This window comes from Oceanicola sp. 502str15, assembly GCF_024105635.1.
Classification (GTDB): domain Bacteria; phylum Pseudomonadota; class Alphaproteobacteria; order Rhodobacterales; family Rhodobacteraceae; genus Vannielia.
Map to the genome: position 1 here is coordinate 3,507,504 of NZ_WYDQ01000001.1, position 17,944 is coordinate 3,525,447.

Genomic DNA, 17,944 nt, shown 5'->3' on the forward strand with positions numbered 1-17,944 from the left:
CATCCTCCGAACCCCGGCGGGTTTCCAGCCCATAGGCGTCAGGCGCGCATGGTTTGTTGCAAATTTTAGGCACTTCTTTCCGGTGTCGGAAAGGTTTCGTCCATCCATCGCGGCTATCAGGGACTTTACGCCCGGGGCCCCGCTTTTCCGCTCACCCGAGCTGCCGCGCCGTTGGAGGGATCGCCTGCATGTTCTTGCTGTTCGGAATTATGGGTGCCGTCCTTGTCGGGTCTGCGGTTGTCGGCGTCATGGGCAGCGAAGAGGCCGAAGAGGAGGATTTCGCAGTCGATGAAGGCGAAGATGCGTCTGGCGTGCCGGGCGATGGCCTGCTCAGCACGTCGCTGCTCGATACTCTCGAACCGGATGAGACCGGGGAGACAAACCCGCTGTCCGACCCCGAAGAAGGGGGCGGTGCCCAGACCCAAACCGGCTCACCCGATGCCGACAGGCTGGAAGGCACCGATGCAGACGATATCCTTCAGGGCTACGAGGGAGACGACCTTATCGAGGCGGGCGGCGGCGACGATGTAGCCTTCGGCAACGCCGGAAATGATATGCTCCTCGGCGCGGCGGGCGCCGATGCGCTCTTCGGCGAGGCGGGCAATGATCTGCTTCAGGGGGGCGCGGGTGACGATGCGCTTTGGGGCGGCGCGGGCGATGACACGCTCGCGGGCGGCGATGGCGCCGACCGGCTGACAGGCGGCGATGGGGCGGATGTGCTCTCCGGCGGCGCAGGCGATGACCAGATCGAAGGCGGGCTTGGCGATGACACGCTCGCGGGCGGTGAGGGGCAAGACAACCTGCAAGGCGGACAGGGCGACGACCTGCTCACCGGCGCGGACGACCAGAGCACCGACTGGCTCAATGGCGGCGCCGGCAACGATGTTCTGGTGCTTGGAGCTGGTGATATTGCAACCGGCGGCGCGGGGGCCGACACATTCACCCTCGGACCTGACCGCGACGACGCGGCCGTGGCCGAGATTCTCGACTTCAACAGTGCAGAAGACGGCCTCGCCCTGCTCTGGGACGACGAGGCGGGCGACATGCCGCCGGAAGTCACCATGTCGGAGGGAGACGGCGACTTGGTCGCGGTGTTTGCCGATGGCGCGCTGATCGGCCTCGTCCACGGTGGCGCCTCGCTCACGCCACAGGATATTCAGCTCGTGCCGATGTCGACAGCTGCCTCGCCCTGATCGCACAGCTTCCGTCGCGCCCGGCTTTTCAATTCGACGGATTCCGATAGTGTCGCCCCATGAGCGACCCCGACCCACATCTTTCTGCCAAACCGTCTCCGGCCCTCGCGGCCGAGGAACAGGCAGGCGTGCCGGAAACCGAACTCGATGCAACTCGAACCGATCTCAAGCGTGAGATCGTCTCGTTGCGCGAGGAGGTCGCCAAGCTCAACGATCACAAGTTCCTGCGGGTCTATGCCCAGTTCTGGCGACTCATCGCCTTTCAGCTCCTGCGTGGCATGGCCTTCGGGCTCGGCTCCGTGGTGGGCGCCACGGTGCTGGTCTCGATTCTCGCCTATCTCCTGAGCCAGGTCGATTTCATCCCGATCCTCGCCGAATGGGCAGCGGAACTGGATGTTGAAATGGGCGAGGAGCAGACCGAGGCCGAAGCCGAGCAGCGGGTGGAAGAGCAATTGCCCGCGCCAGAGGGCGCCGGGCAGCCTGCGCCCGAGGATCCGCCGCAGGCCGAACCGGGCGAAATTCCTCCGGCCAACGCCGACTGACCCCGCCCGCACAGGCATCACGAATCACCTTCCCATCCGCGCTGCCTTCCCCTATACGCCCCCCCTGTCGCCCGGATCGCCGGTCGGCACACTCCATGGACCCTGCTGGACGACATCCCGGCTTGCGCCCGAAACACCAAACCAAAGGAGACCCCGATGTCGATTACCGCTGAAGACAAGGCCCGCGTCATCAAGGAATACGGCACCGCAGAAGGCGACACCGGTTCGCCCGAAGTGCAGATTGCCATCCTGAGCTCGCGGATCAGCACGCTCACCGAGCACTTCAAGACCCACAAGAAGGACAACCACGGCCGCCGTGGCCTTCTCAAGCTCGTGGCCCAGCGCCGCAAGCTGCTGGACTACCTGAAGAACAAGAACGAGGACCGTTACAAGGACCTCATCGGCAAGCTCGGCATCCGCCGCTAAGACGGACCGCCAGGGACAAGACCGAAGGGGTGGCCGTTGGGCCGCCCCTTTTCGTTTGCGGAGGACGGCGTGCCAACGGGCTGCAGGCCATCCGACGCCACGTCGCACCGGCCACCCCGTTGACCGAAAGCCGCACGACGCCTCATCCTGCGGGCAGGAGGAGCACCATGATCCCTGCGTTGCGCATCGTCATCCACATGGGCGGGCTGCACAGGCTTGCGCCGTTCTGGCTGGCGGGCCTCGGCCTGATCGTCTTCAATTTCCAGCTCTGGATGCTGCCCGCCCTTGCCTATGGCGTGGTGATCCAGTGGTTCAACGAGTACCTGATCCACCGCTTCATCTATCACCGCAAGCCGCCGACAGAGCAGAGCCCGTTCAACAAGCTCTATCGCAGCCACATCGGGCATCACGAATTTCCGCAGGACGAAGAGTTCTTCACCGGCGACGATCACTGGTTTCCGCTCCGCTTTGCCGCCGGCTCTTTCGCGGTGCATCTGCTGGTGCTCTGGCCCCTCGTCGGGCTGTGGGGCGCAGTGCAATTTGCCTGGGTGGCGCTTTTCGTCGGTTCCGCTGCGGCCTTTGCCTTCTACGAGTACTGCCACACGCTGGCGCATCTGAACGTGCCCAAGGGCCGCTTTGGCAAATGGGTGACGCGAGAGCACATGGCCCACCACTACCAAGACCACCACGCCACCTTTCACGTCACCGCGGGCATGGCGTGGATCGACAGGCTGATGGGCACCCCGCATGACCCGGCCCGCGCCCGCGCGCGCTACGACCGCAGCACCATGATGAGCATCGGGATGAACCCCGACGACCTGCGCCTTGTCACCGCCCGAAAGGCCTATGGCATCGCCAAGGCCCCCCGCCACGTCGGGTAGGGCTCAACCTGCTCGCGCCAAGGTTGCGCGAGTGCAGCATAAGACATAGCCTGCCCGCACCACGGCCCCCGAGCGATCAACTTTCCGCCCAAACCTCTGGCATCTCCGTAAAATTTCGTGGTGTGGTGTGCTTCAAGCTGCTAACCCTCTGCGCCGAACAGCACCATCCCTACGAAAGCATCCTATGGCGGATCTGCCCGAGTTTCCCACTGCCGAACCCGAGGGCCACGCCGCCGAGCTTGGGCGACGCGAGCGGCTCGTGGAGCTGGAAAAGACGGGCCTGATGGATAGCGTCCCCGAAGAGGTCTACGACCGTGCCGTGCGGCTGGCCCGTCAGATTACTGGGGCCCCGGTCGGGTTGCTCTCGCTGGTCAGCAATCAACGCCAGTTCTTCAAGGCGCAATCCGGCCTCGACGAAGCCGGCGTAACCGATCGCGAAACGCCTCTGAGCCATTCCTTCTGTCAGTACGTCGTGTCGTCGCGCACCTCGCTTGCGGTGATGGATGCCCGAAGCCATCCGCTTCTGGCGGGCAATGGGGCCACCTCGGATCTGGGCGTGGTCGCCTACCTTGGCGTCCCGGTCCACGGGCCGGGCGGCGAGGTGCTGGGCTCCTTCTGTGCGATCGACAACATGGCGCATGACTGGAGCGAAGAGCAGATGAAGGCGCTCGAGGATATCGCCGGCATCGTCGAAAGCGAGATCCGCCTGCATCAGGCGCTTGAGGAGCGCCAGCTTCTGGTCGAGGAGCTGAACCACCGGGTGAAGAACCTTTTCACCGTGGTCAGCGGTATGGTGCGTCTGAGCCATTCCAACGGCGAAGATCAGTCGGTGCTGGAGGCGCGGCTGCAGGCGCTGGCGAAGGCTCACAACCTGTTGGCCCCGATCATCCAGGCCGGAAAGCCGCTGGGCGACCGCATTTCGCTCTCCGAGCTGCTCGACACCCTGCTCATTCCCTACGGCAAGGAGCACCTGAGCCAGATCGAAGGGCCCAACGTGGTGCTCGGCCCCCGCGCCAGCACCTCACTGTCGCTTGCGCTGCACGAACTGGCGACCAATGCCGCCAAGTATGGTGCGCTCGCAGGCCCGGACGGGCAGCTTTCGGTGAGCTGGAAGGTGGCGGGCAACGACCTGCACATCCACTGGGAAGAAACCGGCCGCGTATCTGACAGCGCCGGCAAGGCCGAAGGTTTCGGCACCCGGCTGATTTCCATTGCCATCGAAGGCCAGCTGGACGGCAAGCTCGAAACCGACCTGCGCCCGACCGGCATGACCCGTCACATAACCCTGCCCCGCGAACGCCTGGCCGAGTAACCTCGCCTTGTCGGGGCGCGCAAAGTCGGCCAACCTGCCGCGGCGCTACAATCGTGCCGTGCATCCGGGTGCGGCCTCACAACGCTTCCCATAGCCCGAACTTTCCTGTATGGCCCGGCCATCTGAGACGTTGCGCCAAGGCCCCGGCGCTCGATGGAATAGGTATCAGGGGCCGGCGGCAATGGGGTCGCCATTCAAACGGGAGACCCGGGATACGCCCGGGAGTGCTCCCCTACAGGAAACGAACATGTTCAAAACGACGACTAAATCCATGGAGTGGGGCGAAGAGACCCTCACCCTCGAAACGGGCCGTGTGGCCCGTCAGGCCGATGGTTCGGTTATCGCCACGCTGGGCGAAACCTCCGTCATGGCCAACGTGACCTTCGCCAAGCAGGCGAAGCCGGGGCAGGATTTCTTCCCCCTCACTGTCCACTACAACGAGAAATACTACGCTGCCGGTAAAGTGCCCGGCGGCTTCTTCAAGCGCGAAGGCCGTCCGACCGAGAAAGAGACGCTGACCTCCCGCCTGATCGACCGCCCGATCCGCCCGCTGTTCGTCCCCGGCTTCAAGAATGAAGTGCTGGTGATCTGCACCGTGCTCTCCCACGACCTGGTCAACGACCCGGACATCGTGGCGATGATCGCCGCCTCCGCGGCCCTCACCATCTCCGGCGCCCCCTTCATGGGCCCGATTGCCGCAGCCCGCGTCGGCTTCGAAGATGGCGAATACGTCCTGAACCCTGAAGTGCAGGACATGGACCAGCTCCGCCTGAACCCCGACCAGCGCCTCGACCTCGTAGTCGCCGGCACCAAGGACGCGGTGATGATGGTCGAGTCCGAGGCCTACGAGCTGAGCGAAGACGAGATGCTCGGCGCCGTGACCTTCGCCCACGAGCAGATCCAGCCGGTGATCGACCTGATCATTTCGCTGGCCGAAGAGGCCGCCAAAGAGCCCTTCGACTACCAGGCACCGGATTACTCCGAGCTCTATGAAGCCGTGAAAGCGGCCGGCGAGGCCGACATGCGTGCCGCCTATGCCATCACCGACAAGCAGGAGCGGACCACCGCCGTTGCTGCCGCCAAGGCAAAGGCCGTCGAGGCCCTGACCGACGAGCAGAAAGAGGATGCAAACCTCGGTTCCGCCCTCAAGAAGCTCGAGTCCGGCATCCTGCGTGGTGACGTTGTCAAAACCGGCAAGCGGATCGACGGTCGTTCGACCACCGAGGTGCGCGACATCGTCAGCGAAGTGGGCATCCTGCCCCGGACCCACGGTTCGGCGCTGTTCACCCGTGGCGAGACCCAGGGCCTTGTGGTCACCACCCTCGGCACCGGCGACGATGAGCAGATCATCGACGCGCTGCACGCCAACTACCGCAGCAACTTCATGCTGCACTACAACTTCCCGCCCTACTCGGTGGGTGAGGTTGGCCGCTTCGGCTTTACCGGTCGTCGCGAGATCGGCCACGGCAAGCTCGCATGGCGCGCCCTTCAGGCCGTTCTGCCTGCCCCGACCGACTTCCCCTACACCATTCGCGTGGTGTCGGAGATCACCGAATCCAACGGCTCTTCCTCGATGGCCTCCGTCTGCGGCGGCTCGCTCTCGATGATGGACGCCGGTGTGCCGCTGAAAGCCCCCGTGGCTGGCGTGGCCATGGGCCTGGTGATGGAAGAAAGCGGTGAGTATGCCATCCTGACCGACATCCTTGGCGACGAGGATCACCTCGGCGACATGGACTTCAAGGTTGCCGGCACCGAAGAGGGCATCACCTCGCTCCAGATGGACATCAAGATTGCGGGCATCACGCCCGAGATCATGAAGACCGCTCTGGCCCAGGCCAAGGATGCGCGTCTGCACATCCTCAACGAGATGTCCAAGGCACTGACCGCCGGGCGCACCGAGTTCTCGGCCCACGCCCCGCGCATCGAAACCATGAACGTTCCCACCGACAAGATCCGTGAAGTGATCGGCTCGGGCGGCAAGGTGATCCGCGAGATCGTCGAGGTTTCGGGTGCCAAGGTCGACATCAACGACGATGGCGTCATCAAGATCGCCTCGCCGAATGCCGAGTGCATCGAGAAGGCCCGCGAGATGATCTGGTCGATCGTCGCCGAGCCGGAAGAAGGCAAGATCTACAACGGCAAGGTCGTGAAGATCGTCGACTTCGGCGCCTTCGTGAACTTCTTCGGCAAGCGTGACGGCCTCGTGCACGTCTCCCAGATCGCCAACCAGCGCCTGAACCACCCCAGCGACCAGCTGACGGAAGGCCAGGACGTGAAGGTCAAGCTTCTGGGCTTTGACGATCGCGGCAAGGTTCGCCTGTCGATGAAGGTCGTCGACCAGGAGACTGGCGAAGAGATCAAGAAGGAAGAGAAGGCCGACTGAGGTCGCTCTCCCTGACAAAACGAAAGGGCCCGGGGGAAACCTCGGGCCCTTTTGCCATGGTGCGCCGGAACCGGCCGATCCGCAGGTGCCTCACCCCGAAACGGGGCACTCCGGCACACCCAGCTCGATCAGCGTGGCGCCGCTCATCCGCTTGAACCCCGAAATCTCGTAGCGCGCCTTGCTCATGTACCACCCCCGCAACGGCGCGGGGTAATTGGAGGCGATGATGCGGCTGGTGTTCTCGAAATCGCGCCGCCCCATCGGCAGGCCAAAGAGCGAAGGCCCGTGAAAGCCGAACGTCGTTTCGGCACTCACACAGGTCTGCGGCAGGCCGAGGTACATGGTGCAGGACGACAGGCACATCCGCCCCCGGATCTCGACGCGCTTTGCCGAGCTGCGCAGCCTCCGCAGTTCTTTCAGCCGCGACAGGATCACCCCGCCCCGGTCGTTGCCCACAACAAAGAGCCCGCCACCCTTGGCCACCGGGCTGGCCATCGCGGGGGTGCTGGCAAGGCCGAAGCACAGGGCCGCAAGGCCCGCCGCGCGGCACAGCATTTCAGGGACGCCCGAGAACGGGCGTTTATACGAAGTCTCTTCAGTCATGGATCACCTGTCTCGATTCCCTCCGCCCGGTCTGGCCGGGCCGGAGGCTATGCTCTGTTCAGGACTTTCTTGGTCCATTCTGATAGCTGCAGACTGAGGCAACCATGTGGATGCAAGCCCCGATACTTGGGAGTTTCGGGCTTTTAGGCGGCATCCGCCGGGCCTTTTCCTGCCTCCATGTCCACGCTGCATGGACTTCCTGCACAGGGCGCATGGCTCGCCGCAAATGGCGGTTTCACGTTGCCAGAAAACGGGGAGCAGAGTCGGGCGCGAGTACGACGGCGGTGAGCTGCCCGGTGGCATAGGCCCCGGTATCAATGGCAATCCGGCCCGGGTGAATCTCGTGGGTTTCGCGAATGTAGTGGCCGTGCACAATCCAGGTTCCGTCCGGGCGCGGGGTGGAAAAGAAGTCCGGGTGGCCGTTGGTCAGTGAGTTGGACTGCTCTGCAATCGGCCGCGCAGGGTCGGCCCCCGCGTGCGTGACGGCCACGTTGCCGCTCTGCCAGTGGCGTGGCAGGTCCGAGAGCCACGCCAGCAGCCCGTCCGCCTCGAGCGCGTCGTGCAAGTCCGCATGTGCCGCCTCCAGCCCGGTGCCGCCGGTTTCGGTGATGTCGGCGCCAAGACCGAAGCTCGCCAGGGTCTGCAAGCCGCCATAGGCCAGCCAGCGCGGATACTTGCCCCGCGCGAAGTCCAGCATCATCTCTTCGTGGTTGCCCCTCAGGCAGATCGCCCGGCCATCGTCACACATCGGTTTGAGCCGCCGGAGCACAGCGGCAGAGGCCTCTCCCCGGTCCACGTAGTCCCCGACGAACACAATCGGCAGCCCGGCCGCCTCTTCCTCGATCCGTTCCAGCATCCGCACCAGCAGATCATCGCGGCCATGAATGTCCCCGACGGCGACAAAGGCCGTTTCCGGCGCAGGGGCCTCGCCCACAAAGGCGGCCCCGGCGGCCCCCGGGGCGCGCTTTCCAAACAGGTTGAGGATCAGGTTCTTCACGTCCGCCTTGCTACTCCATAACGCCCCGCGCTCCCCCGCCTGCCATCACAGCCAGGGCGCCGCTCCCGAGACTAACAAAAAAGCCCCGCTGTCACCAACGGGGCCTTGTCACGTATGAGGGATCAGGCCTGCGCCGTCAGCCCGGGTTCTTGGCAAACCGCAGGTAGGGCAGCTTCTTGTCCAGCTCCCCGTATTTTTCGGTCGCGGCGGCATCGTCGAGCGCGAGGGCAACGATCACATCCTGCCCGACTTCCCAGTTGGCGGGCGTGGCGAGCGGCTGCTCGTAGGTGCGCTGCAGCCCGTCAAGTGCACGCAGCACCTCGGCAAAGTTGCGGCCTACTGTCATCGGGTAGGTCATCACCAGCTGCACCTTCTTGTTCGGCGCGATGATGTAGACCGAGCGCACAGTCGCGGTGTCTGCCGGGGTGCGGCCATCGGGCAGGTAGGCCTCGGCGGGCAGCATGTCGAAGGCCTTGGCCAGCTCCAGCCCGTCATCGGCCACGATCGGAAATCCAGGGGCCGCGCCGCCGAAGCTCTCGATGTCGCCTTTCCACTTCTTGTGGTCTTCCACGCCGTCGACCGAAACGCCAAGCACCTTGGTGCCGCGCTTGGCCCATTCGTCGGCCAACTGGGCCACGGCGCCAAACTCGGTGGTGCAGACGGGGGTAAAATCCTTGGGGTGCGAGAAGATCACCGCCCAGCCGTCTCCGATCCAGTCGTGCAGGGAAATCTCGCCCTGATCGGTGGTGACGGTCAGGTTGGGCGCGGTGTCGTTGATACGCAGGGCCATGGTGTCCTCCATTGGTGATGCTTTGGGCAATAGATACGGGTGACTGGCAGAAATGAAAGGGGGGCCGCACAAAGCCGGGTGCTTGTTTTGCCATCCCGGGGCAGGCTGGAACGGCAATCCATGATTTGCGCGGCCCGCGGGACAGGTGGGGCTTGTGGTGGGGCGGCACGGCGTGTTGACATCAACCCAACAAAGTCGGGAGACAGCCATGAAAGATTCGAAACTCAAGGTCTGGGGCTACGACTGGGTGCCCGATTTCGCCAAGGGCCAGGTGCGCGACTTCCGGTTGCGCTGGGCGTTGATCGAGGCGGGGTTGAGCTACGATGTCGATCACGTTGCCATGGGCACACAGGGCAAACCCGAGCATCTGGCCCGGCAACCTTTCGGCCAGGTGCCGGTTCTGGAAATCGACGGCGCCCCTATGTTCGAGAGCGGCGCTGTGGTCTGGCGCATCTCCGAAACCAGCGAGGCCCTGCTCCCCCCCGAAATCGACCGCTATGCCGCGCTGTCCTGGGTCTTTGCCGCGCTCAACTCGGTCGAGCCGCTCACCGGCGTTGTGGGCACCGTGCAGACCTTCGTTGAAGACCGCGAAGCCGCAGAGCGCGTTGCCCCGACCCTGCGGGCAATGGCCGGCAAGAAACTCAAGCGCCTTGCCGGGGCGCTGGGCGAGAAAGACTATCTGCTGGGCGATACCTTCTGCGTGGCCGACCTGATGATGGCCTCTGTGCTGCACGGGCTCGACGGGCTGAACCTGATCGAAGATCACCCGACCCTCGTGACCTACCGTGACCGCTGCCTCGCCCGCCCCGCCTACCGGAAGGCCATGGCCGACCAGATCGCCGAGATCGAGAGCAACGCGGCGAAATACGCCCGCTGATCGCTGGGGCCGCAGGGCAGGGGAAACCCCGCCCTCAAAACGGCACCTTCGCCTTGAAGCTCACACCCTTGCCGCCATCGGGGTGCAGCACCCGAAGCATTTCGGCATGGAGCATCAGGCGGGGGAAGTCCCGTGCCGGGCCCTCTGCATAAAACGGGTCTCCCAGAATGGGGTGGCCGATCTCGCGCATATGCACCCGGAGCTGGTGCGACCGGCCCGTCTCCGGCATCAGCCGCACCCGGCTTTCGCCCTTGCCCGCCTTCAGCCGCTTCCATCGCGTCACCGCGGCCTTGCCGTTCTCATGGTCCACCATCTGCCGGGGCCGGTTGGGCCAGTCGACGATCAGGGGCAGGTCCACCACGCCTTCCGGCGCCTCCATCTCGCCCCAGACCCGCGCCACGTAGTGCTTCTTGGTGCGCCGGTGCTCGAACTGCAGGCCAAGGTGGCGTTGGGCATGGGGGGTGAGGCCAAAGACCATCACGCCCGAGGTATCCCGATCGAGCCGGTGCACCAGCAGCGCCTCCGGAAATGCCGCCTGCGCCCGTGCCAGCAGGCAGTCCGCCAGATGTTCGCCCTTCCCGGGCACCGAGAGCAGGCCCGAGGGCTTGTTGAGTGCAAGCAGCTCGTGGTCATGGTGCAGCACATCGAGCGGCGTGTCGGGCGGGCGGTAGTCGTCGCTCATTCTTGGGGCAACCCGTCGGTGATGGTGTAGTAATCGCCCTTGTCGGCCACGTAGATGTGTTTCTCCAGCCGAAGGCCGGTGGGCGCGTCGAGCGCACCGAGGTTCACCGAAATCGTACTGTCGCCATGGGCCTGCCAGAAGAGCTGGCAGCCGCAGTCGGGGCAGAAGCCACGCCGGGCCAAGGGGCTGGCCTCGTACCAGCGCGGCGTGCCTTCGACATGCAGCGCGTCCTCATGGCAATCGGCCCCGGCCATCACGTGACCCGACTGCTTGCGGCACTGGGCGCAATGGCAGGCAGAGGCCTCAACGAGCGGGCCATCCACCTCGAAGCGTATGGCGCCGCAGTTGCACCGGCCCTGATGGCTCATGTCTGCTCCACCCCATCCCCGATGTCGTAGTAGTCGCCCTTGTCGGCCGTGAAGATGTGCTTCTGCAGTGTCAGGCCGGTCGGCCCATCCACCGCGCCAAGGGCAAAGCTGATGGTGTCTTCGGCGTTGTGTTTCCAGAACAGGAAGCTGCCGCAGGTCGGGCAGAAGCCGCGTTTGGCGGTTTCGGAAGAAGCATACCACTGCGGTTCGCCGGTGATCGTCAGCTCGCCGTCCTTCACGTAGGCGGACGACCACAGATGCCCCGACATCCGCCGGCACTGCCCGCAATGGCAGACCGAAACGCCCTGCGGCTCTCCGGTGACCTCAAAGCGGATCGCCCCGCACAGGCAGGAACCGGACAGGCTCATCGCAGGCCCTCCATCCGCTTCCGGCGCGGTGAAAGCCGCCAGCCGCTCATCGCCAGTGCCCGCCATTGCCGAAAGCCACCTCGATCACCTGCGCCAACCCCTCCGCATCGGCCGGGCCAAAGGCGGCGGGCTGATCGCTGTCGATGTCGAGCACGCCGATCAGCCGCCCGGATGCGCCCCGGACCGGCAGCACAATCTCGGACCGGGTCGAGGCGGCGCAGGCGATATGGCCCGGAAAGGCCTCGACGTCATCGACAAGCTGCACCTCTCCCGTTTGCGCGCAGGTGCCGCAAACGCCGTTGCCGAACGGGATCACGAGGCAGCCGTGGCCGCCCTGATAGGGGCCGATCTTGAGCATGTCCGGCGCGGTCACGCGGTAGAAGCCGGTCCAGTCGAAGCGGTCGTCGGCGTGGTGGATTTCGCAGGCCAGCGTGGCCATGATCGCCACCTCGTCGGTTTCGCCCTCCGTCAGGCTCTCGACCACCTTGATCAGCGCCGCATAGTCGACCTCAGGCACGTTCAATCGCGATCGCCGTGCCCTCGCCTCCCCCGATGCAGATAGCGGCCACGCCGCGCTTCAGGTCGCGCTTTTCCAGCGCATTCAGCAGGGTAACCATGATCCGCGCACCGCTGGCCCCGATCGGGTGGCCCAGGGCGCAGGCGCCGCCGTTGACGTTGATCCTGTCACGGCCCACGCCCATCTCGCGCATGAAGGCCATGGGGACCACGGCGAAGGCTTCGTTCACTTCCCAGAGGTCCACGTCCTCCACGCTCCAGCCGAGACGCTTCAGCAGCTTCTGCGCGGCGGGCACGGGGGCGGTGGTGAACAGGCCGGGGGCCTGTGCGTGGCTGGCGTGGCCGAGGATATGGGCGCGGATGGGCAGGCCCGAGTCCTCGCCCGCCAGCACCAGCGCCGCCGCCCCGTCGGAGATCGAGGAGGAGTTGGCCGCCGTCACCGTGCCGCCCTCGCGGAAGGCGGGCTTCAGCGTCGGGATCTTGTCGGGCCGTGCGTTGCCGGGCTGCTCGTCTTCGGTCACCACCGTGTCGCCGCGCCGCCCCTTCACCGTGACCGCAGTGATCTCGCCGTCGAAGCGGCCTTCCTTCTGCGCCGCCAGCGCGTTTTCCAGCGAGCCGAGCGCATAGTCGTCCTGCGCGGCGCGGGTGAACTGAAACTTCTCGGCGCAATCCTCGGCAAAGGTGCCCATCAGGCGGCCCTTGTCATAGGCGTCTTCCAGCCCGTCGAGAAACATCGAATCCTGCACCTGCTGATGCCCGATGCGCGCGCCGCCGCGCATTTTGGGCAGCAGGTAGGGCGCACCCGTCATGCTCTCCATCCCGCCGGCAATCACCACGCCGGCGCTGCCGCCCATGATGCTGTCGAAGCCGGCCATCGCCGCCTTCATGCCCGAGCCGCACATCTTGTTGAGCGTGGTCGCGGGCAGCTCTTCGCCCAGCCCTGCGGCAAAGCCCGCCTGTCGCGCCGGGGCCTGGCCCTGGCCGGCGGGCAGCACGCAGCCCATCAGCAGCTCGTCGGCACGCTCGGTGCCCGCCTGCTCCATCGCCGCACGAATGGCCGCGCCTCCGAGGTCCGCTGCGCTGACATCGGCGAATGCGCCCTGAAACCCGCCCATCGGCGTGCGTGCCGCGCCTGCAATTCCTACCCGTGCCATCGCTCTCTCCCAGATCTGATCTGGCACCTGCATACCGAATGGTAAGGTTTGGCGTCTAGGTCTGAAGGCAACCGCAATTGTCTCGGAGCAGGCCATGAACGTCGAAGCCATCACCAAGGGCAAGATCCTTCTCGTCACCGTGCACGAAAGCCGGATCGACGCGGCCGTGGCGGTTGCCTTCAAGGAAACCATGCGAGAGCGGACCCTGGGCCATCCCGGGCGGATCGTGCTCGACATGAGCGAAGTCGGGTTTCTCGACAGTTCGGGCCTTGGTGCCGTGGTCGGCGCCATGAAGCAGATCGACCCGGGCGCCAAGCTGGAGCTGGCGGGCCTGTCGCGGACGGTGGCGAAGGTCTTCAAGCTCACGCGGATGGACTCTGTCTTTACCATCCACAGCTCCGTCGCCGCCGGCCTTGCCGCCGCCGAAAACGCCGCCTGAACGGGCCGCGACATGGCCAAACGCGCCACCATGGAACAGCACGCAAATGTCACGCCCTTTCCCCTTGTGGCAAAGGGCGAGCGCAATGCCCTGCGCATCGTGCTCTCCAGCTCCCCGCTCGAAGTGCGCCGCGCGCTGGAGCGGGTATTGGGCGATCTGTCGCCTCTGAACCTGACGGAAGATGCGCGCGGCACCGTCGAGCTGGTTCTGGCGGAAGTGCTGAACAACGTCGTTGAACACGCCTACGAAGAATCCGCTGCGGGCGTGATCGAGATTACCGTTCTGCAGGGCGAGCGCCGGCTGTTCTGCGCGGTCTCCGACCATGGCCGGCCCATGCCCGGCCTCGCCGCGCCCTCCGGGCAGGCGGCTCGCGTGGATGTGCCGCTCGACGCCCTGCCGGAAGGCGGCTTTGGCTGGTTCCTGATCCGCGAGCTTTCGAACGATCTGGAATACACCCGCGAGAACGATCAGAATCGCCTGACCTTCTCGCTCGATGTCGACGAGCTGTCGGACCGGGGCTGAGGCCCGCGCCGATACGCTATCATCCAAGCCGCACCGGTGCCGATTGGGTGCTGAATCCGTGCCCAATCCGCCCTCTCCGCATCATTGTTTCGCGCTCGGCGATCATCGCCGCAAAATGGTCCCGATCCGACCTCAGGGGGGTCAGGATCAAGGGCGATACAGAACGGGTAGCTGCATATAGCTTCCCTCGGCGCCACGCTTCATAGCCCCCACCCAGTGCGTGGCGTCGAGGTTCTTCTCTTCCCGACATCGCTGTCTTGCTGCCCTCCGCCGTGCCCCCTAGTGTCACCGCCGGAGGAATACCCATGCGCAATTTCGAATACCCGGGCCGCTCGCCTGTTCTCTCACTCAATGGCATGTGCGCCACGTCGCACCCGCTGGCGGCGCAGGCTGCCGTGGAGATCCTGAAGGCCGGCGGAAACGCGGTGGATGCCGGCATCGCCGCCGCCGTGCTGCTGGGCCTCTGCGAGCCGCAGAGCACCGGGATCGGGGGCGATTGCTTTGCGCTGGTCAAGCCTGCCGGGTCGAACGAGGTGCATGCGCTCAACAGCTCGGGCCGCGCTCCGGCAGCGACCGACCCAGAGCGGCTGCGCAGCCTCGGGCCGGTGATCGAGGTCTACAACAACCCACACGCCGTCACCATTCCCGGCGCCATTTCCGGCTTTGCCGCCCTGTCGGAGCGCTTCGGCAAGCTCGGCCTCGCGCAGAGCCTTGCCCCGGCGATCCACTATGCCGAGGAGGGCGTGCCGGTGGCGGGGCGGGTTTCGCGCGACTGGCGGCTCGAGGGGCAACACCTGAAGAGTGACACGGCGCGTGCGTATTTTCTGAACCAGGGCAAGCCCTTGGCCCATGGCGAGCTGTTTCGCGCGCCGGGGCAGGCAGAGGTTCTGCGTCGCATCGCACAGGAGGGGCCATCGGCGTTCTACGAGGGCGAAGTGGCTGAAGACATGCTCAAGGTCGTCGAAGGCGGCAGCCACAGCCTCGAAGATTTTGCCGCCGGGGCGCAGGCCGCCTGCTGGGTCGATCCTGTCACCGGGCCCTATCGCAGTCGGACGATTGCCGAGAACCCGCCCAACACCCAGGGCGCGGCGGCGGTGCTGATGGCGGCGATTCTCCAGGAGTTCGACATTGCCGGGATGGACCCGCTGGGCGCGGAGCGGACGCATATCGAGATCGAGGCGCAGAAACTGGCCTACGATGCCCGCGACCGCTTTGTGGCCGACCCCGATCACATGGCCGATCCGGCGCGCCTGCTGCGGCCCGGCCTTGGTGCGGAGCTGGCGGCGCTGATCGACCCGGGCCGGGTGCAGGAGCAGGTGGCGAGCCTCACCGAGGCGGTGCACCGCGACACGGTCTACCTCTGCGTCGTCGACCGCGACGGCATGGCACTGTCACTCATCTACTCGATCTTCCACAGCTTCGGCTCGGGATTGGTAAGCCCGAAATTCGGCATTCTGATGCAGAACCGGGGCGCCGGGCTTTCGCTTGTGCCGGGCCATCCCAACGAGGCCGGGCCGGGCAAGCGGCCGATGCACACGATCATTCCGGGCATGATGCTGCACGACGGGCGGGTCGAGATGCCCTTTGGCGTGATGGGGGGCCAATATCAGGCGGCCGGCCATGCCCGGCTGCTTTCCAACATCCTGGACTTCGGGATGGACCCCCAGGAAGCCATTGACGCGCCACGGTTTTTCTCGACCAGCAAGGGTGTCGAATGGGAGGAGGCCATGCCCGAGGCGACCCGCGCCGCTCTGGTGGCGAAGGGCCACAGGCTGTTTGCGGCGCCCAAGCCGATTGGCGGGGCGCAGGCGATCCGGATCACGCCGGAGGGCGTGCTGATCGGCGGATCGGATCCTCGAAAGGACGGCTGCGCGATCGGGTATTGAGGGGGGAGCCCCTCAGTTCAGCTGGAAGTGGAGGGGGTAGACGCCGTCTTCGAACGGGCCGAAGAGGTCTGGCAGGTCGGGGTGGTCCACCGGTTCGCCGGAGTAGTCGGCCACCAGGTTCTGCTCGCTGACATAGGCCACGTAGTAGCTTTGGTCGTTCTCGGCCAGCAGGTGATAGAACGGCTGTTCCTTGGACGGCCGGCTCTCTTCGGGAATGGCGGCATACCATTCGTCCGTGTTCGAGAACATCGCGTCCACATCGAAGATCACGCCCCGAAAGGGATGCTTTCGATGCTTCACCACTTGTCCGAGGTGATATTTGGCCCGGGTCTTCATCATTCCATTGCGCTCCCCACGTGCCGATGGTTAGTCGAGGCGGGGGGCGATGTCTACAAATCCGCCCGGAAAAACAGGGAAACAGTGTGTGAACCTCGTTCTGACAGTGGCGCAAATTGTCGCGCCCGTCTTCATCCTGGCGGCAATCGGCTTTGTCTGGGTGAAGCTCGGGCAGGACTATCCCATGCGGTTCATCACCCGGTTGGTGATGACGCTGGCGATCCCCTGTCTGATCTTCGGCGCGCTGATGAAGACCGAGATCGACCCGCAATCCCTCACCGCCGTGTCGCTTGCTGCCATCGCGGCCTATGCCGCTGTAATCATAACGTTTTACGTGGTCGCCAAACTGCTCAAGCTCGACATGCGGACCTATCTTGCGCCGCTGATCTTCGGCAATACCGGCAACCTTGGCCTGCCGCTGGCGCTCTTTGCCTTTGGCGAGGAGGGCCTCGGCTTTGCGGTGGTGATCTTCGCCATCATGGCGATGATGTCGTTCACTTATGGTATCTGGCTGGTGTCGGGTGGCGGCAACCCCTTGAAATCGCTCAAGGAACCCGTCGTCATCGGCACCGCGCTGGGCGCGCTGTTTCTGTGGCAGGGCTGGCAGACGCCGATCTGGATCACCAACACCATCGACCTCATCGCGCAGGTCGCGATCCCGCTCATGCTCATCACCCTCGGCGTGGCCGTTGCGCGGCTTCAGCCGGGAGACATGGGCCGTGCCTTCTGGCTTTCGCTGCTGAAGGCCGCGGTCTGCGCGGGCATCGGCGTTGGCGCGGGCCTTGCCTTTGGCCTCACCGGCACGGCCTTTGCCGTTCTGATCCTGCAATTGATAACACCGATCGCGGTTACAAATTACTTACTCGCCGAACGCTTCGGCGCCGACAGCTCTGCCGTGGCCGGGCTGGTGGTGGCCTCGACCCTGCTGTCGGTCGCCTTCCTGCCGCTGGCGCTCGCCTTCCTCGTCTGAAATGTGATCTGCCCTGCGCTATTGAGCGTTCCCCCGGGCACTGAATTCGCTTATTCTTGCTCAAAATGCGGCAAAGACCGCGCGAGCAGAGGCGAGTGACGATGAGCAGGAAAATCAGCACCGTGCTGGTATTGGCCCTTCTTGCGGGCTGTGGTGGCGGGCGTGAGCTGGAAAGCCCCCGCAACCTCGAGAATGCATGTGCATTGGTCGACGAGCGGCCCAAGTACCTGCGGGCCATGCAGCGCACGGAGCGGCGCTGGAACGTGCCGGTGCACGTGCAAATGGCCACGATCTATCAGGAAAGCAAGTTCGACGGCGATGCCCGGACCCCGTTTCAGTGGTCTCTCGGGGTGATCCCGATGGGGCGGCAGAGCTCGGCCTTCGGCTACTCCCAGGCGCTGGATGCGACCTGGCAGGAGTACAAGGACGAGACCGGAAACCGCCGTGCCCGGCGCGATGATATCCAGGACGCCACCGACTTCATGGGCTGGTATATGAACCAGACCCGCGAGCGGAACGGGGTGGCGCTGACCGACGCGCGCAACCAGTATCTGGCCTATCACGAGGGGCATACCGGCTTCCGCAATGGCAGCTACAACGCCAAGGCGTGGCTGGTGCGGGTGGCCGGACAAGTGGGTGCGAGATCAGAGGTTTACCGCGCCCAGCTCGCCGCCTGCGGCAAGGCCTGACGGCAAAAGG

General features: G+C 65.1%; 21 protein-coding genes. 12 read left to right on the forward strand and 9 right to left on the reverse strand.

The annotated features are described in order from the left end of the window. Nucleotides 1–188: 188 nt before the first annotated feature. The 6 genes from GTH22_RS17265 (at nucleotide 189) to pnp (ending at nucleotide 6,737) form a co-directional block, all read left to right on the forward strand. Nucleotides 189–1,193 (forward strand): calcium-binding protein, encoded by a 1,005-nt coding sequence (locus GTH22_RS17265; protein ID WP_252946819.1) that lies wholly within the window; start codon nucleotides 189–191, stop codon nucleotides 1,191–1,193. 59 nt (nucleotides 1,194–1,252) lie between these two features. Continuing rightward, the gene (locus tag GTH22_RS17270; RefSeq protein ID WP_252946820.1) at nucleotides 1,253–1,735 is read left to right on the forward strand and encodes a DUF5665 domain-containing protein; all 483 of its coding nucleotides are present in this window, start codon (nucleotides 1,253–1,255) and stop codon (nucleotides 1,733–1,735) included. A 156-nt stretch (nucleotides 1,736–1,891) separates the two neighbouring features. Continuing rightward, nucleotides 1,892–2,161, forward strand: a complete 270-nt coding sequence (gene rpsO / locus GTH22_RS17275) for a 30S ribosomal protein S15 (protein ID WP_252946822.1) — start codon at nucleotides 1,892–1,894, stop codon at nucleotides 2,159–2,161. Nucleotides 2,162–2,328: 167 nt separating this feature from the next. Beyond that, complete coding sequence (locus GTH22_RS17280; RefSeq protein ID WP_252946824.1) at nucleotides 2,329–3,042, forward strand: sterol desaturase family protein; 714 nt, start codon at nucleotides 2,329–2,331, stop codon at nucleotides 3,040–3,042. A 184-nt stretch (nucleotides 3,043–3,226) separates the two neighbouring features. Then, nucleotides 3,227–4,354: a GAF domain-containing protein gene (locus GTH22_RS17285; RefSeq protein WP_252946825.1), complete on the forward strand. Its 1,128-nt coding sequence runs from the start codon at nucleotides 3,227–3,229 to the stop codon at nucleotides 4,352–4,354. A gap of 247 nt (nucleotides 4,355–4,601) precedes the next feature. Then, on the forward strand, nucleotides 4,602–6,737 hold the full coding sequence (gene pnp / locus GTH22_RS17290; protein WP_252946827.1) for a polyribonucleotide nucleotidyltransferase: 2,136 nt from the start codon (nucleotides 4,602–4,604) through the stop codon (nucleotides 6,735–6,737). Nucleotides 6,738–6,827: 90 nt separating this feature from the next. On the opposite strand, the gene GTH22_RS17295 is transcribed toward pnp, so the two are convergent. The 3 genes from GTH22_RS17295 to GTH22_RS17305 all read right to left on the reverse strand — a co-directional run bounded on the left by GTH22_RS17295 (nucleotide 6,828) and on the right by GTH22_RS17305 (nucleotide 9,127). Then, entirely contained in the window at nucleotides 6,828–7,340 is a 513-nt protein-coding gene (locus GTH22_RS17295; protein WP_252946828.1) for a hypothetical protein, read from the reverse strand. A 235-nt stretch (nucleotides 7,341–7,575) separates the two neighbouring features. Next, complete coding sequence (locus GTH22_RS17300; RefSeq protein WP_252946829.1) at nucleotides 7,576–8,337, reverse strand: metallophosphoesterase; 762 nt, start codon at nucleotides 8,335–8,337, stop codon at nucleotides 7,576–7,578. Between the two features lie 136 nt (nucleotides 8,338–8,473). Beyond that, nucleotides 8,474–9,127 carry a peroxiredoxin gene (locus GTH22_RS17305; protein WP_252946830.1) on the reverse strand — a complete coding sequence of 218 codons (654 nt, stop codon included), beginning with the start codon at nucleotides 9,125–9,127 and terminating at the stop codon, nucleotides 8,474–8,476. A 208-nt stretch (nucleotides 9,128–9,335) separates the two neighbouring features. Here GTH22_RS17305 and GTH22_RS17310 point away from each other — a divergent pair, with 208 nt between their 5' ends. Next, on the forward strand, nucleotides 9,336–10,004 hold the full coding sequence (locus GTH22_RS17310) for a glutathione S-transferase family protein (protein ID WP_252946831.1): 669 nt from the start codon (nucleotides 9,336–9,338) through the stop codon (nucleotides 10,002–10,004). A gap of 34 nt (nucleotides 10,005–10,038) precedes the next feature. Here GTH22_RS17310 and GTH22_RS17315 read toward each other — a convergent pair whose 3' ends face one another. From GTH22_RS17315 to GTH22_RS17335, 5 genes are read right to left on the reverse strand one after another with little or no spacing between them, the layout of a single operon-like run. Further along, nucleotides 10,039–10,686 carry a pseudouridine synthase gene (locus GTH22_RS17315; protein WP_252946832.1) on the reverse strand — a complete coding sequence of 216 codons (648 nt, stop codon included), beginning with the start codon at nucleotides 10,684–10,686 and terminating at the stop codon, nucleotides 10,039–10,041. Then, on the reverse strand, nucleotides 10,683–11,054 hold the full coding sequence (locus tag GTH22_RS17320) for a GFA family protein (protein ID WP_252946833.1): 372 nt from the start codon (nucleotides 11,052–11,054) through the stop codon (nucleotides 10,683–10,685). Before GTH22_RS17320 ends, GTH22_RS17315 begins: the two co-directional genes overlap by 4 nt. Then, nucleotides 11,051–11,422 (reverse strand): GFA family protein, encoded by a 372-nt coding sequence (locus GTH22_RS17325; RefSeq protein ID WP_252947668.1) that lies wholly within the window; start codon nucleotides 11,420–11,422, stop codon nucleotides 11,051–11,053. Before GTH22_RS17325 ends, GTH22_RS17320 begins: the two co-directional genes overlap by 4 nt. 46 nt (nucleotides 11,423–11,468) lie before the next feature. Continuing rightward, entirely contained in the window at nucleotides 11,469–11,945 is a 477-nt protein-coding gene (locus GTH22_RS17330) for a GAF domain-containing protein (RefSeq protein ID WP_256471605.1), read from the reverse strand. Continuing rightward, on the reverse strand, nucleotides 11,932–13,092 hold the full coding sequence (locus GTH22_RS17335; protein WP_252946834.1) for an acetyl-CoA C-acyltransferase: 1,161 nt from the start codon (nucleotides 13,090–13,092) through the stop codon (nucleotides 11,932–11,934). The genes GTH22_RS17330 and GTH22_RS17335 overlap by 14 nt, the downstream gene beginning before the upstream one ends. Before the next feature lie 94 nt (nucleotides 13,093–13,186). Between GTH22_RS17335 and GTH22_RS17340 the strand changes: the two genes are divergently transcribed. The 3 genes from GTH22_RS17340 to GTH22_RS17350 all read left to right on the forward strand — a co-directional run bounded on the left by GTH22_RS17340 (nucleotide 13,187) and on the right by GTH22_RS17350 (nucleotide 15,939). Further along, nucleotides 13,187–13,531 (forward strand): STAS domain-containing protein, encoded by a 345-nt coding sequence (locus GTH22_RS17340; protein ID WP_252946835.1) that lies wholly within the window; start codon nucleotides 13,187–13,189, stop codon nucleotides 13,529–13,531. A gap of 12 nt (nucleotides 13,532–13,543) precedes the next feature. Then, complete coding sequence (locus tag GTH22_RS17345; RefSeq protein WP_252946836.1) at nucleotides 13,544–14,053, forward strand: ATP-binding protein; 510 nt, start codon at nucleotides 13,544–13,546, stop codon at nucleotides 14,051–14,053. Between the two features lie 305 nt (nucleotides 14,054–14,358). After that, a complete protein-coding gene (locus GTH22_RS17350) occupies nucleotides 14,359–15,939 on the forward strand; it encodes a gamma-glutamyltransferase family protein (RefSeq protein ID WP_252946837.1) in 1,581 nt (526 codons plus the stop codon). A 12-nt stretch (nucleotides 15,940–15,951) separates the two neighbouring features. Here GTH22_RS17350 and hspQ read toward each other — a convergent pair whose 3' ends face one another. Further along, nucleotides 15,952–16,278: a heat shock protein HspQ gene (hspQ, locus tag GTH22_RS17355; protein ID WP_252946839.1), complete on the reverse strand. Its 327-nt coding sequence runs from the start codon at nucleotides 16,276–16,278 to the stop codon at nucleotides 15,952–15,954. Nucleotides 16,279–16,363: 85 nt separating this feature from the next. Between hspQ and GTH22_RS17360 the strand changes: the two genes are divergently transcribed. Both GTH22_RS17360 and GTH22_RS17365 read left to right on the forward strand, forming a co-directional pair. Further along, complete coding sequence (locus GTH22_RS17360; RefSeq protein ID WP_252946840.1) at nucleotides 16,364–17,245, forward strand: AEC family transporter; 882 nt, start codon at nucleotides 16,364–16,366, stop codon at nucleotides 17,243–17,245. A gap of 101 nt (nucleotides 17,246–17,346) precedes the next feature. Further along, a complete protein-coding gene (locus tag GTH22_RS17365; RefSeq protein ID WP_252946842.1) occupies nucleotides 17,347–17,934 on the forward strand; it encodes a transglycosylase SLT domain-containing protein in 588 nt (195 codons plus the stop codon). The last annotated feature ends 10 nt before the right edge of the window (nucleotides 17,935–17,944 follow it).